The 16,320-nt window shown below is 39.1% G+C and carries 7 protein-coding genes and 1 pseudogene; all 8 read right to left on the bottom strand.

The features are described 5' to 3' along the window. Positions 1–34: 34 nt before the first annotated feature. Positions 35–2,770: a glycoside hydrolase family 2 gene (locus tag N824_RS00185; RefSeq protein WP_048903128.1), complete on the bottom strand. Its 2,736-nt coding sequence runs from the start codon at positions 2,768–2,770 to the stop codon at positions 35–37. A 43-nt stretch (positions 2,771–2,813) separates the two neighbouring features. Then, a pseudogene (locus tag N824_RS00190) lies at positions 2,814–3,998 on the bottom strand (sorbosone dehydrogenase family protein). A gap of 126 nt (positions 3,999–4,124) precedes the next feature. After that, positions 4,125–6,422 carry a GH92 family glycosyl hydrolase gene (locus tag N824_RS00195; protein ID WP_052334022.1) on the bottom strand — a complete coding sequence of 766 codons (2,298 nt, stop codon included), beginning with the start codon at positions 6,420–6,422 and terminating at the stop codon, positions 4,125–4,127. A 54-nt stretch (positions 6,423–6,476) separates the two neighbouring features. Then, positions 6,477–7,955, bottom strand: coding sequence for a glycoside hydrolase family 28 protein (locus N824_RS00200; protein ID WP_048903129.1), 1,479 nt, complete (start codon positions 7,953–7,955; stop codon positions 6,477–6,479). 163 nt (positions 7,956–8,118) lie between these two features. Next, complete coding sequence (locus N824_RS00205) at positions 8,119–9,717, bottom strand: RagB/SusD family nutrient uptake outer membrane protein (RefSeq protein ID WP_048903130.1); 1,599 nt, start codon at positions 9,715–9,717, stop codon at positions 8,119–8,121. Between the two features lie 12 nt (positions 9,718–9,729). Beyond that, positions 9,730–13,032: a TonB-dependent receptor gene (locus N824_RS00210; RefSeq protein ID WP_084498129.1), complete on the bottom strand. Its 3,303-nt coding sequence runs from the start codon at positions 13,030–13,032 to the stop codon at positions 9,730–9,732. Positions 13,033–13,274: 242 nt separating this feature from the next. Next, positions 13,275–14,294 carry a FecR family protein gene (locus N824_RS00215; RefSeq protein WP_048903131.1) on the bottom strand — a complete coding sequence of 340 codons (1,020 nt, stop codon included), beginning with the start codon at positions 14,292–14,294 and terminating at the stop codon, positions 13,275–13,277. A 231-nt stretch (positions 14,295–14,525) separates the two neighbouring features. Beyond that, positions 14,526–15,122 (bottom strand): RNA polymerase sigma-70 factor, encoded by a 597-nt coding sequence (locus tag N824_RS00225; RefSeq protein ID WP_161662233.1) that lies wholly within the window; start codon positions 15,120–15,122, stop codon positions 14,526–14,528. Positions 15,123–16,320 lie beyond the last annotated feature (1,198 nt).

A 16,320-nucleotide genomic window follows, 5' to 3' on the forward strand; every position in this document is an offset into this window, starting at 1 on the left:
TGTACTAAAAAACTCCTACACTTACCTAAACGACCTAATTGAAGTCGAACCAAAGCTTTCCTGATGCCTTTGAACCCACCGCTATGTTTTTTTGACTTTGAGGTCCCATTGAATCTGCCTGCTTAAATTTATTCCCAATAGGAGCTATTGCATTTAAAAATCCAAGGTTTCCTTCTGGAAACGGAGGGTTTACATGTGGTATAAACGAAGTACGTTGCTTGTCCGGTTTCAGCATCTGCAAAAACAAATCTGATTTATCTGTATATACCTTAAATGAAGAATTCCCTGCTTGTATTTCTGCCCAATACAGATTAGCATGATAGCCCTTAAATTCCGGGTAAATAAAAGTCTCACCGGTTATGGTATTATTGTAACTCTTTTCCCAAACGCTTGTACTCACTCCTTTTAATCTGTTTTTCCAGGTTCTGTAAGGTCCGTCACCCAACCATCGCATCCCTTTTATTTTAGATTCGTCGATGTTAAAAGTGATTCCATAAAAGTTTGCGGTTCCTGTTTGTGTATAATCGTACTCCAGACTTACAGGCTTTCCTGCAGCAAATAACCATTTGGCATTCATGGTTGATTCGCCGACATAAGAACTTTCTACTATGATTCCACCATCTGCCGTTTTTGTATGTTTAAAGCTCTGAAGTGTCTGATTTACACCTGCCAATATAGGACCATTACCAAGGGAAACTGCTCCTTTACTATTTTCGACAGTTTTTAAATATCCCGTCTTCGTATCAAAAGTATAAGTTACACCATTTTGTACCACGACATATGCATTCTCTTTTTCTGATTCGGTAATTTTACTTTTTTGTTTAACTATAGAAATCAAATTCTTGTTTGCAATTTGAGCAGTAGTTTTAATAGGCCAGATCCAGGTATAAATTTCTCGTCCCTGACTATTTGTAGCGGTAAACCGCAATGCATCTGCATCCTTCCAATTAGAAGAAAGGTTTAGTTTGAAACTATCTGTTTTACCTGGTGCCAATGCAACTGGTAATTTGCCCGAAGAAATTTGGGTAAATCCACTTTTTTTATCTGTTGCCAAAGGATATTTAATCAATTGCCAGCTAAACTTACAATCAGAAAGATTGGTATACAAGTAATTATTTTCTAGCTCAATAGCTATGTTTTGTGAAGTGAAATCCGGTTTTTTTGGCTGTACCGGACTCCAAACCTCTTTGATGGTATAAAAACTCCCCTCTTTTTCTCGGTGAGGACCAACAATGCCATCCGCCCCATGGTTTCCATCGGTATCCAGGCTGTCTTTTTTATCTTTTCTAACCACACCTTCATCGGTTAATGCCCACAGAAAGCCTCCTGCATGCCTCGGATTTTGGCGAATGAGCTTCCAGTTATCATCCAGACTTGCTCCATGTCCTCCGTCATAAAGACCATGGATCATTTCAGTATGAAGCAGTATATCTTGTTTTTTAGCGGCATTTTCGATGTAACTGTATTCAGGGTAGTGTTTAGTGTCTATGTTGTTAAAATTACTCCAGGGATGAATAACCACCCGTTTTTGAGGATCATAAAATGCATAGTCGTTATCCAATTCGAAATTAAATCCTCCTTCATTTCCATTGGCCCAAAACACAACACTTGGGTGGTTCACATCACGAACAATCAATTCTTTAACCAACTTTCGCCCAACCTGAGTACCATAATGTTGTTGCCAACCGGTTAGTTCATCAATAACAAATAACCCTATAGAATCACAAAGGTCTAAGAATTCTGCATCAGGCGGATAATGGGACATACGAACACCGTTCATATTCATATCTTTCATGAGCATGATGTCCTGAAGATGAATCTTTCTACTTAGTGTTCTGCCACTTTCCGGCCAGAAACTGTGACGATCTACCCCTTTTATTAAAATCTTAGTTCCGTTTACATAAATACCGTCCGACTTTCTCACCTCTACTGTTCTGAATCCAAAGCGTTGATTTAGTACATGAACAATGGCCCCATTTCTTACTATGCTCACATCAGCAGTATAAAGATTTGGGAATTCAGGGTTCCAGAGGCTAGGATTGCTAAACTTACCGGTAAGCCTTATAGAGTCAGCAGGATTAGATATGCTATATGTTAAGGGAGTTCCGAATGAAGCTCCTTTTAATGTTTTCAATTGTACTGATACTTTATCGCCTGACTTTATATTGCCAGTAAAAACGTCTATTCCAAAATTTCCATCAGCCTTTGCATCAATTGCAACACGGTTAATAAATGATTTAGGCATTACCTTAAGGTAAACAGGGCGAAAAATACCTCCAAATACCCAAAAATCGCCTTCTCTTTCCGCATCATTTACTGTAGGATCAGTACTTTGTTTACTTACGGTTACTTCCAGCACATTATCAGCATCAAATTTTAGCAGGTTATTTACATGGTAATTAAAACGGTAAAAACTACCCTGGTGTATGGCTCCTGCCAGTTGGCCATTAATTTTAACTTCAGCATCAGTCATCACTCCTTCAAAAACCAGCTGAATCTCTTTATCAGCCCAGGATTTGTCTGCTTTAAAATGATAGCGATACAGCCCCTGCTCATCCGATTTTTTCTTGTCATGGCCATAATTATAACCACCAAATCCCTGTAGTTCCCATTGAGATGGAACAGGTATTTCAGTCCATTTACCGCTATTCATTCCCTTGGTACAAAAGAATTCCCATTTAACAGTATGGTCTTTATCAGTTCCTGATAAATAAACAAGCTTGGTTTGCTGTGCAAAAGCTCCAACAGAGAATAAGCCAACAAGGCACAAGGCAAAGAAAAWTMKKMKKWKCAKGRKNTGWCAAATTGAAAGATTATGGAACCATTTTATACAACACACCCTTTTCGCTTTCCAGTAAAACGGTAAGCATATAGATATCACCTTTAAGGTCTTCGCCAAAACTGTAGATATGCCAGTATCCGGGATCTCTGGAAATTGACATCTTTGTTCTTACCCATTTGTTGTTTGAACCTTTGGAAAGGTTCCAAACCGGCCCCATGAAATCGCCAAAAACATATTTACCATTTAAAGATGGAATTGCCTTACCACGGTAAACATATCCACCTGTAATACTTATGCCTTCAGTATGAGGATATTCAGCAATTGGCAAAATATGTTCTTTAGGCTGTGGATCTGCTGGTCTGTAGGAATGAACACCTTCAAAAGCACGCCACCCGTAGTTTCCCCCTTTTGTAACCAGATCTACTTCCTCATATTTATCCTGACCTACCTCACCAGCAAAAAGCTCATTAGTTTTACGATCAAAGCTGAAACGCCATGGGTTTCTAAATCCATAAGCATAAATTTCAGGGCGTACATTAGCAGTATTTACAAATGGATTATCGGCAGGAATCCCGTATGGGATCTTATTTACACCAATCCGGCTAATTTTCCCAAGCAGGTTGGTTAAATTCTGTGCATTCCCATACTCACCATGCATGTCATTCTGGCCACCGCCGTCACCAAGAGAGATATAAAGAAATCCATCTGCTCCAAACTGCAAACACCCACCATTATGATTGGATTCTGGCTGATCAACAACCAGTACCTTACGCATTTTCGTCTTATCGGCAATCTTGTTATTATTTTTAGATACCGTATATTCTCTTATCTCAGACTGGTGATCTGTTCCTTTGCCTTTTTCTGAAGGAGCACTGCAGTATATATAGAATTTACCATTGATGGCATAATCAGGATGAAATGCCAGGCCAAGTAATCCACGTTCATCGTAGCCTTCATTTTTTATTACTTCCTTTGAGATGTCAAGAAAAGGGGTTTGAATTAGCTTTCCATTCTCTATAATACGTATACGCCCCTCCTGTTCACAAACAAAAAGCAAATTCGGTTCTTTTTTAGTAACAGCCATTGCTGTTGGATGTGAAAGCCCGTCTGTAATTAGTTTTAATTTGACATGATCAGTTTTAACAACTTTCTGCCCAAATGAAGCKWCAKNGRWWRSTWRAASAAWNNARGMMTTRKYRAARKKAYYTTRWYTRATRWWMYTWWYAWWRAGTGTACTTGGTTAAAAGGGCGTATTTCAATACGATATTAAGAAGTTTAATGCCCTTTTACCTAATGTAAGCAATAAAAATTTATGCAATCGTTGCCGAAATCATGCAATTATTTATTTCTTTACCAAGGGTTGATCAGTCAAACCTGTAGCCCACTTTTTATTAGGTTTATCTGTTAAAGTAACTTCAATAAGGCCTCCATTTTTCAACCTTTCATGACTGAGGTAATTTTTGGTATAAGCTTTCTTATCCCACCTTACGGCTGAAATATAAGCTGAGTTTTTAGATTGCTTGTGTGTTACAATGGTCAGTTTTTTTGCATCAGGGAGACTTATCGTAATGCGGTCAAATAAAGGAGTGGTAAGCAAATAATTGTTCGAAACGGGATCTACAGGGTAAAATCCCAGAGCAGCAAACACATACCAGGCAGACATTTGTCCGGCATCGTCGTTACCACTCAAACCTCCAGGTCCATCACTATACTCATTGGCCAGAATTTCTTTTACCCTGAGCTGCGTTTTCCATGGCGAACCAGTGTAATTATATAAAAAAGGAATCTGGTGCCCTGGTTCATTTCCATGCCAATACTCTCCGCCATTAAAAAGTGTATCTAATGATTGCTCCAGCTTGGCTCTGCCTCCCATCAATCCGGCCAGCCCCCGTACATCATGTGGTACATAAAAAGTATACTGTTGTGGCGTACCTTCTGTAATGTAAGGCTCTTTAGCATTTCCTTTAAAAGGCTCATACCAGCTTTTATTAATATACCTGCCACGCATCATGTTCACGTTTACATCAAAAACATTTCGATAATTTTTACTCCTGCTCATCAATGTGGTATAATCAGCAGTTTTATTTAAGCCCTTTGCCACCATGGCCAAAGCATAATCGTCATAGGCATATTCCAAAGTTCTGCTAACCTGTTCCTTTTTATGAAAAGCCTCAGGCACACTGTCTTCCATTGGAATGTAGCCATATTTCAAATAAGTATCCAATGCTCGTCTTCCTTTGCCGTTTATGTAGTCTGGTCGCGATGGACTGTCAAACGCATTTTGTCGCATCAATCGATAGGCCTCATTCACATCGTAGTTACGGATTCCCTTTGTGTAAGCAGAGGCAATAAAAGCTGTTCCGTGATCACCAATCATTGCTGCAGTATAACTGTTCCAGCATGGAAAAATAGGCAACCACCCCCCCTGACTCCCTTTCAGGATCATAGACTGAACCGCGTCATTGATCAAATCTGGCTTCAATAACTCAAATAAAGGTAATTGTGCCCGGTAAATGTCCCACATGGAAAAATCATCATAATAATTACCTTTTTTTAGTTTTTCTAACTGATAGTTACCTGAAAACATGGGATAAGTACCATCCACATCATTAAATAAGCGCGGGTGCTGCATACTGTGATAAAATGCAGTATAAAATATACGCTTGTCTTTAACCACTGATGTTTCTACTTCCACCTGGTTCAGGGCCTGTTGCCAAACTTGTTTGTTTTTTGTGGTTAGGGCTGAAAAGTCCCAATTGGGAACCTCTTGCTCCAGGTTTTTCCGTGCTCCTTCCAGGCTACTAAAAGAAGTGCCTACCCGAACCCTTAGTACCTCTCCTTTATTTACTTTAAATCCCAGATAGCCACCAATATCTTTTTGCTTACTAATAGAATCTATAGCAAATACACCTTTAGAACTAAACGTTCCATGGCTGGCTATTGCCTTTTCCACTTTCAGATAGAAGAAACCGTTGAACCCCGAAGGTTCGCCCCAACCCTGGTAAATGCGATGAACAGGATTATAACCCCACACCACTCCATTTTCTTTATCGATCTTAACAAATCCTTTTCCCTGATCGCTGTTAGGCATGATCAGCAAATATAGGCTATCTGCACGATGTGCTGTAAACTGCATCATCGACGAACGAAGCGTTGCTGTAAGCTCTACATCCAATTGATATTCAGGTAAGCTTACTTTATAGTAATTTGGACTGGTGATTTCCTGCTCATGAGAAAATGCTGCACCATATCGTTCTGGTTTGGTTTTTAAACTCCCCATCATCGGCATAATAGTAAAGCTTCCGTAATCCTGTGTACAGGAACCGCTAAGCCAATGTGTAGCCCTAATACCGGTAAGTACACTGTCTTTATAAAGATACGGGGGAAGACATTTGGTTTCTGACTTACGCGTTTCGGGACTGAACTGGGTCATCCCAAAAGGGAGGCCCACGGCTGGGATGGTATTGGCATTTAATTCGGTTCCGCTACCGTGCTTTAACGCTGCGCTGGTTGTGCTGGCAGCTGTACCAGCAAGAGGCTGCACATATTGTACCACATCTTGCGCTTTTAAGGATAAACCACGGCTAAACAGCAACAAACCACCCAAACCAAAAAGAAAAATAAAGGGGACACTTCTCATAATTAAACTACGTATTGTTTTTAAAGCTAATAAAAAACGATCTGATTATACTTTTCATTGTTTCTTGATTGCTTCAATTTTAGCAGGGAACGCAGACTCCCCTTCCAGATTAATCGTTTTTAATTCGACAACCCCGTTACTTTCTAATACATGCGCAAAATAGTCAGGCCTGTTTTTACCCCAGGTTACCGCGCAATTCCTTAAGGTAATCTGACTTGCCTTATCAAGGTAAAAAGCTGATGTTCTGGCTTTCAAAAGTCCCTCAATATTGCTCGGCCGACGATCGTAAACCCCTCCTGGTAATGTGGTGGTTTTATTGATGAATACATCAACCCCATCAAAAATAACTCCGGATACTTTATCAGGCGATTCAGCGCCCACATAAATGCCATTCTCGCTGACACACTTAATATTATTAAAATAGATGGCCGTTACCGCCCCCACTTTCCCTTCAGTCTGTCCCTTTGGGAAACGCCAGCCTGCATCTTTGTTATTGCCTTTTGCCCGTGGATAAGCAGTTACGTAGATTGGTTCGGCCTTGCCCCACCATACATCAGAAAACAAATGAGAATCAATAATTATATTTGAAAATATCACATTGGAAACTGTTCCTTCATCCCGGTTTTGAATACCAATTCCTCTATTGCTTTTGCTAATAACACAATTATTAATCACTACATTATTGATCTTATCCATGTTTTCAGAGCCTATTTTAATGGCACACGAACGGGAGCTCATGGTGCAATTGGTAACAGTGATATTTTCGCAAGCACCGAATTCTTCATACTCCCGCCGGTTTTTTAAACAGATACAATCATCACCAGATTCTATGTAACAATTACTGATCCTTACATTTTTACTGTGATCAAGATCTATCCCATCACTATTCCTTACTTTTAAACTGTTCAACAGTGTGATATTATCTATCACAACGTCGTCACAGCCAATTAAATGAACCGTCCAATACGCTGAATTTTGAATAGTAAGGTCACTTATCCTGATGTTCTTGCCTCCAATAATGGTAAGGATATGTGGCCTGGGATCAACAATATTAAAGGGTTTTAACACATAAGAATCTTCCAATTCAGCGCCCATAAAAGAGATACCATTGCCATCAATAGTACCAGCTCCATGGATGGTAACATTAACCAGTTTCTCGTCACCAATCCATATGGTTCCTTCGCCTTTATTTTCACGAAATGCACTTTCGGTATATACTTTCTCATCAGGATTTGCCAATATTTTAGCATTGGTTTCTATATAAAAATCTACAAAAGACTTAAGCTTAAATGGCCCCGACAAATAGGTTTTTCCTGATGGTATAACTACCCTACCGCCACCTGCAGCGGAACAGGCATCAATAGCCTTTTGAATAGCCAAAGCATCATCGGTGTGGCCATCTCCTTTTGCACCGTAGGAAACAATATTATATTCTTTAACTATACCTTTTAAGTTTTTGCCCTTAGAAATCAAGGGCAAAAAGCAGGTTAAAAGGATGTTTAAAACAAGTGTATATTTTTTTAGTTCATTCATAGTTTGTCGTCATCTTTAAAACTATCGTCATCTCGACGCTAGGAGAGATCTCTTGAACTGGCATAACCAAGAGATCTCTCCTAGCGTCGAGATGACGAAGCTTCTTTGTATTTTTAATGCTTAGGTCTCAGTATAACCAAGTAGTGATTGTATAAAAACCGCTTTAATTGTATCCCGGATTTTGTACAAGTTTGGGATTGAGTACCCTGGCACTAGCGGGTATAGGCATCAAACGTCTTCGTACATCATTGTTTGTTTTAAAACCCCATGTCCCTTCATACTTTCCAAAACGGATCATATCATTACGGTGCCAGCACTCCCAGGCAAATTCCCTGCAACGCTCTTTATAGAGGTCTTCAAGAGTAACGGAGCCCCAGGCTGCCGAGGTCGTACGTACTGCTCGCACCTGATTCACCAGTGATAAAGCCGTTTGGCCCTGTGTAGGAGTTGCTCCACGCAATATGGCTTCTGCTTTCATCAATAAAATATCGGAATACCTAAACATTGGAAAATCATTATTTTGATTCCTGTTGGACGAAGTACTGTCGCAATAGAATTTATTATTGCGATAGCCCATGTTCCAGGCGATTTCATCATTACCCGCATCGAAAGGTCTAGAAGCATCACGTAAAGTAACGTTTGGAGTAATGTCTACCTGATAAGTGATCGGAGTAGCACCATCAGATCCGGTATAGAACTGATCGTATCCTTTCTTTGTGGTGGATACATTAACAGGCGCTCCCGAGAACAAGGATTGCAATCCTTTTATCCATTGCGTATTTCGCTTATCATTAGGATCATCGAAATTTGCATAGTATTCAGGTAGCGTACTCATAGGTGCACTTGGCGTATGCTTCAAGCTAAACTTTGCTTGTAACGAGCGAGGTAAGGAATATCTTGCGAAGAAGAGATAACCATTTGAGAACCCTGGATCAAAGGGTAAAGCGAAAATAAACTCTTTAATTTGAGGTCCATTATCTATAAAGAACATCTTTTTATAGTCTGATTCTAAAGCGAATGGATTTCCAGTTGCGGTAATAATGGCATCACACTGAGCTACGGCATCGTTATAGCGCTGTGTTCCGGTATATACCTCTGCATTCAAGTACATCTTAGCCAATATTGCATTAGCGGTGTATTTGGTAGGACGGCCATAAGTAGCAGCTCCTACAACTGAACTCAGGTTTGGTAAAACTTCTTTGAGCTCAGTCTCGATGAAGTTAAAAACCTCTGTTCTGGATTTTGTCTCAGGAGATGTAGTCTCACCAAAGGTTGTAACGATAGGGATGTTGCCCCATAGATCCATCATCATGAAAAAGGCCAATGCACGTGTGGCTCTAACTTCCGCTAAAGCTGTAGTTTTAGCGGCAGATTCCGGTGCATCCTTAAGTAAGAACAAGCTTTGATTGGCCTTGCTGATTACACTTGACAGCCACCCCCAGCCACTGCTCACATGTCCATTGTCAGGATCCCAGGTATGTTTATGATGTTGTTCATACCTGCCACCATCATACCAGTTACCTCCTCTTGCAGGCATTATGGATTCATCAGTACTTAGCGATTGCATGAAAAAATAATCGGTGGTGATGCCCTGACGCAACTGGACGTATACCTGTCCGGTTAATTGTATAAAATGTTGATCTGTTTGGGGGAAGGTTTCAGGAGTTAACTGGGTTTTTACCTCCAGATCCAGTTTATGGCAGGACGTAAGTATTGTTAGTGATAAAATTACTCCGGTTGCTATGTTTATAAGATTTTTCATCTTCTTAAGATTTTAATTAAATGATACATTTAAACCAAAAAGAAAGGTTCTGGTCTTTGGATAAAAGTTATTGGTATCTACACCTGGTGCCAAACCGCCCTGATTGATCTCGGGGTCGATACCTTTATATCCGGTAATCACAAATAGATTGTTGGCAGTAGTGTAAAGACGCAACGAACCAACCCCGGGAATAATGTTTTTCTTAAAGGTGTAGCCCAAAGTTGCATTGTCCAATCTCAGATAGCTGCCATTCTCCAGAAAGCGCGAAGAATACCTGTAAGAGTTAAAATCTGCTGTAGACTCATTTTCTACTTCAACAGGTATGTTGGTAAATTGAGCAGTGTTAGGACGGAATAGATCAGCTCTGGTTACATTCATGATCTTATTGCCCAATACTGCCCTTACGAAAACACTCAGATCAAAGTTCTTATACCTTACATTGTTGGTCCAACCAATCAAAGCCTTAGGTTGTGCATTACCAATTACGTAATAATCAGTTTTATTCAGTAAGCCCTGTGTTTTGATATTTCCTGCTGCATCGTAATATTGAGAAACTCCATTGGCATCTTTACCTGCATATTTGAAGGTAAAGAACGTTCCTATTGGCTGTCCGGGAGATAGAATCTGTAATGTTGCCCCGCTTTGTCCTCCACCGTCAGGTTGAAAGATAAGCCTATCGTCGATTTTAAATTGGCTATCAGAAAGTGTAAGTACTTTGTTGACGTTGTGAGCAAGGTTGATTCCTGTAGTCCAACTGAAATTGTCATTACTTACCGGTGTACCATTCAGAACAATCTCAACCCCTTTATTGCTTAATTTACCTACGTTGGCTGTTAGCTGACCTGATGGGTAGAGGTTCTGATCTACATCAAAACCAATGATCAGGTCCGTAGTCCTTTTATCATAAAAATCTACCGAACCGCCTAATCTTCCTTTAAAGATGCTGAAGTCCATACCAATATTTGCAGTAGCTGTTTTTTCCCAACGCAGATTTGGATTCTCATTTTGAATAGCACCATAGGCCCCTTCTCTAGGAGATCCGTTGTAATAAAACTGTCCCACCGCACCATAGATCAATTTTGTAGTCAGTGGGGCAAAACCTAGCGAATTACCAGCAATACCATAACTTCCACGTAATTTCAATGTGCTGATCAGACTTTGATTTTTTAAGAAATTTTCCTGATCGATGTTCCAACCGGCACCTACAGAAGGAAAGTAACCCCATTTTTCGTTTTTGCCAAATACGTTCGATCCATCCCTACGAATAGATCCTTGCAGTAAATACTTATTTTTGTAATTGTAGTTTACTCTCGCAAAGTCAGAAATTAATAGAATTTCCTGATAAAGGTATTCCGGGCCATAATTAACACGGAAATCTGTGATTGCATAAGGGTTACCCAAGCTCAGATTGTAATAGCTAACCTGATTAATCGGAAAATTTGTTGAGGAAGTCTGTAAACCATCGTTGTTCAATGATTGCTGATAAGAATAGCCCACTACTGCATTGATGTCATGATCACCAAACTTTTTGTTCCAGGTCAGGTAAGTTTCAACGATCTTATTGGTATTCTGATAAGCGTTTCTCAAGGCTAAACCATCTTTACCTACCAGTGAAACAAAGGAAGGATTTGCCGGAGGGTCGGGCGTGTTCCTTACGTTATTGTATCTCGACGTGTAAATACTGTTGTAAAAAGCACCATATACAGTTTGGGTATTCTGATAAGAAGCCGCAACATCATAGGTGAAACCAAAAGGCAATTTGAGATTTACAGTAAAGGTCCCTAATATATTTTTAGTTTTCAGGTTCTCAGTTGCATTCTCCAGCATGGAAACCGGATTGTAATAACTGGTTTGGATCAGGTTATCGAAATAAGTGCCATCAGGATTTTTAACCGGTGAGGTAGGTAAATAGGTAAGCATCTGAGAAAGAACTGTATTACGATAAGGAACCAGGTCGGCGTCGCTAATTGAATTACTCAGATTTAGCCCGATCTTTAATTTATCATTCAGGGCTTTTTGTTCAAGACCTATACGGCCAATGAAACGGCCCAGATCACTTGTCCTTACAATACCTTGTTGTTTGAAATAGTTAATGCTGGCATTGTATGTAGTTTTTTCTGTTCCACCACTTAAAGAAAGGTTATGATTATAAGAAATCGCATCCTTGCGTTGTACTTCATTTTGCCAGCTGGTGTTGGCACCCTGATCATTGGCAGGTGTTAGCGCAGAATTATTTCTGGCCAGGAAAGCCTTCAATTGCTCAGCATCCATCATCTCGTACTGGTTAGATACATTCTCAACACCAAAATAAGTGCTGTAGGCCAATTGGGTTTGACCTGCGGTGCCCCGCTTTGTAGTTACCATAATCACCCCGTTTGCAGCCCTGTTACCATAAATGGCAGCAGCGGCAGCATCTTTCAAAACGTCGATCGAGGCAATGTCATCCGGTGCAAGTAATGAAATATCCGCACCTGGTACACCATCTATCACAAATAGTGGCGATTGCGCACCCTCACGCAACGTAGAAGCTCCACGCATAACAATAGCTGCATTGCGGTTTGGATCGCCACTGCGGCTAATGTTCAGTCCCGGTACCTTACCTTGCAGCATCTGGCCCACATCACTGATGGCTCCTTTATTCAGTTCATCACCTTTAACGGAAGATATTGAGCTGATCAGTGCTTTTCTGGAGCTCTTACCATAACCCACTACAACGACTTCACTTAATGATTTATCTTCCGGTTTTAGCTGAATAGTTATAGGCTGTGTTCCATTAACAGGAGTTTCGTAAGTAATGTATCCAATATATTTAAAAACTAAAATATCATTTGCATTATCAGCCGAGATCTTAAACTTTCCGTCTATATCTGTAATTGTTCCAATTTTTGTTCCTTTAATGGTAACACTAACACCAATCAATGGTAAATTGGTCTCGTCAACAACTTTACCGGTAACAGTAATGGCTTTGCTGCCTTGAACTTTGGTATCCAACCGCTCACCATCAATCAGAATGATCTTGTTTTTATATACCTGATAGTGTATAGAATACTTGCTCAGCAAGTTATCAAGTACAGTTTTGAGTTCAATGTTATCAAACTTCAGTGATATTTTATTACTGGAATGAATAACATCCTGGTTATAAATAAACTGAACTTTATTAGCTGCAGCCAGGGTCTTCAAAACTTCTGTCAGCGTTTTATCCACCACGGTTAAACTTATTTTTTTATTCAAAGCCTCCTGTGCCAGAGTAGACTTAGAATAGGTGATGCTGGTAAACAGTATCAATACCAATATTTGACTTAGTGTTATTCTCATGATTTTGCACCAGAAAAGCTTATGATGTAAATAAAATTTCATAATTTTAGTAAGTTGTATTTGAAAAAATATAATTAATTGAGGTCCCTTCACCAATTTTATTGATGTCACAAAAGGGGCTTTAAAAGCCAGGTACAGGAGTGTTCGAGCACTCTTGTACTTACTAAAGAAGCTTATGGAATTATGTTTGTAAAATCTGTTTCATATGGTTTGGTTTGAAGGTTTATTTATTGGTTATTTGGTTAATTCTTTTTTGTAACAACAATTGTATCATTGTCAATATGGTATTCCAGATTTAATGAAGCTTTAAGTACTTCCAATACATCTGGCAAATTCAGGTCGGTTAAATCTGCATTCATCACTACTTTATTAAGCTCTTCATCCTGAACTTTTATAGTAGTATTAAATTCCTTGCTAAGTACCTGTACTATTTCCGAGAGGTTTTTATCATTAAATGACAAATCAACGTGGTTCCAGATTGTTAGAGACGACATATCTGTCTGTTTGTTTTTATAAAGAACATCCTTTTTGTTCCCTTTAAAAACAATACTTTCCTTAGGTAATAAAAACACCTCATCAGCTGATTTAGCATCAGTGATGCCAGTGCTTTTTTTACTTACAGAAACTTTACCGGTTACTACTATTACACTAGCCGATGCACTATTTTTATGATCAGAAACCCTAAAACTGGTGCCCCATACCTTAGTGACAATATGGTCGCTATTGATTATAAAAGGCTGATCCGGGTTTTTAGTGATCTCAAAGAAGCAATCTCCTTCCATAACCACATCTCTGGAGTTCTTTTTAAATGCTAAAGGATAAGTTAAACTGGCCCCCGGACTTAAATAAACAACACTTTGATCAGGTAATATTCTTTTGATAATAAAGTCGGTTTTGTTTACAAGGTGAACTTGCTGACTGGCTGCCTGATTTTCTTTATTTCCCAATTTCTGGTTATTCAAGATAAGGAGTGTAACAGAAAGTACCAGAATTATTGCCGCGGCATATTTTAACCATCGCATACCAATTTTTGGCGTTGATTTTAGTGGTACAATTGTGCTATCTGTTTCATCAGCAGATGCTATAATGTTTAAAAAAATCTTGTTTTTTAACAGCCTTTGGTTTTCTTCTGATAAATCCTGAACAAAATTAGGACTATCCTGATATTGATCATACCAATGATTTACCATTGAAACCTCTTCGGGCGTGCAATTGCCATTGATATAATTTTCCAATAATTTGGAAAGCTGTAAATTGTCCATACTTCGTTAAACTCTATTGGTTATTTAATAGCATGTCGTATAAGAACAGCATAACCCTTGCAGGAAATCTAAATTTATTTTCTCCGTTATTTTCTTCGCCCATCATTCTCTTCCATGCCGTCATCTCGACAATAGGAGAGATCTCTTGGTTCTGTGAATTTGCATCGTGGCTACTTCATGGTCAAGAGATCTCTCCTATTGTCGAGATGACGAATGTATTAAAGGAGATGACTAAAGATAAAATTTGAATAGCTGAGATAATCCAACCAGTAAAACCGGCATAAGTTCTGTAATTGTAACCCGTAAACTCTGGAGTGCTTTTGTGAGATGCCCCTCAACCGTCTTTTCTGAAATATTAAGCTCAGATGCGATTTCTTTATTCGTTTTAAACTCAATTCTACTTAGCTGATATACGGAGCGGCATTTAACAGGCAGTCTGGCAATCATTGTATCGATATGTTTTTTCAGGTCATTAAGAAAAACATACTCTTCAGTAGAGTTGTCAAGTTTTACATAAGCTTGTTCCGAACTAATAAAACTTTCTCTTACAGCATGTTTCCGGTAATGATCTATCACATTGTATCTAACTGCAGTAAACAGGTAATTACCAATACCGGCTGTAAATACCAACGAGCTTCTGTTTGCCCAAAGTTTTGTAAAAACATCCTGAACAATTTCTTCGCAAATTTCGGTATTTCTAACTCTTTTATGAGCTGCGTTAAGGAGCCTATCCCAGTACCTGTCATAAATCTCTTTAAAAATCTCGGGGCCGGCTTGTTTCAACAACAAAGCCAGTTCTTCATCAGTATGTTTTGAATAATTCCCCATTATTAAAGTCAGCTTCCAGGGCATTAAATATCTGGCACAGCCGCTAAAAGTAACTAAAAAAATACAATTATTTTGAAGGAAAATTATCCTAGTTTCTGTAAAAAAACATTGAGGTCATCGTCTTTTCCCAGCCCTAGTTTTTGCTTAATCCGATAGCGGCTCATGCGCACACTCTTAGGTTCTATATGCATGATACTGGCAATTTTTTTTGTGTCCATCTGCAAATGAAGGTAAGCGCAAAGCTTCAGATCCAATGACGTAAGTTTTTGCTGCGCTTTTTCGTTCAGCAGATTAAAAAAATCTGGATGCACCTGTTGAATATGGAGCTTTGCTTCATTAAAATCATTGTCCAACAACAACTCTTCATTCCATATTCTGTTAATATTCAGTTCATGGTTATCACTTAACTTTTCTTTGATCTGCGAAAACACTTCTCTTTTATGCTCCAATTGCAGCACATTGGCCATCATTTCTTTTTGTAGTTGCTGCTGCTGGGTTTCCAGCAATTGCTGTTCTGCCTTTAACCGCAACTGTTCCTCCTTATCCAACTTTGTTTGCAGTTCTGCCTCCTGTTTTTCCAAATGCAATTGCCTTTCGCGTTGCAAAGAATAACGCAAGCGGAAGTGATAAGAACGAAACATAAAAATGAGGCCCAGTAAAGAAGCAGCGATAATACCCATATATAGATATCGTTGCATGTCATTGTACCTTTCTTTTTGCCTTAGCAAGATCACTTCATTGTTTTTTTTTTCNGCTTCGTACTGTATTTCCAGCTTTTGCGCGTTTAGCGCCTGTTTTTGGTCAAAGAGTTTACCGTTGTATTCTGTTACTTTCTTTTGAAATTTTAATGCAATAGCATCATTACCCATCTGTTCATATAATAATGAAAGTGATCGTACAACATTTACCAGGGTATAATAATAGGGGATTTCCTGGGCTTGCATCATGCTGTAAGCCTGCATCAGATAAGTCTCGGCCATCGGATAGTTTTTCTCACGTCTGGCAAACTCACTCAGGATTCCCAGTCCACTTGCTATAATTTCTTCGCCATTGGGTGCATCTTTCATTACCTCCTGAGCTTTATTTGCATATTGAATAGCACTTGCTTTTGCCTCATTATCAGCTTCTGAAAAATTCTTCAAATAATAATCGGCAATATTAATACAGGCAATACCATAGGTTTTTGGAGCTATTTCTT

This window comes from Pedobacter sp. V48 (assembly GCF_000523515.1).
Lineage (GTDB): Bacteria > Bacteroidota > Bacteroidia > Sphingobacteriales > Sphingobacteriaceae > Pedobacter.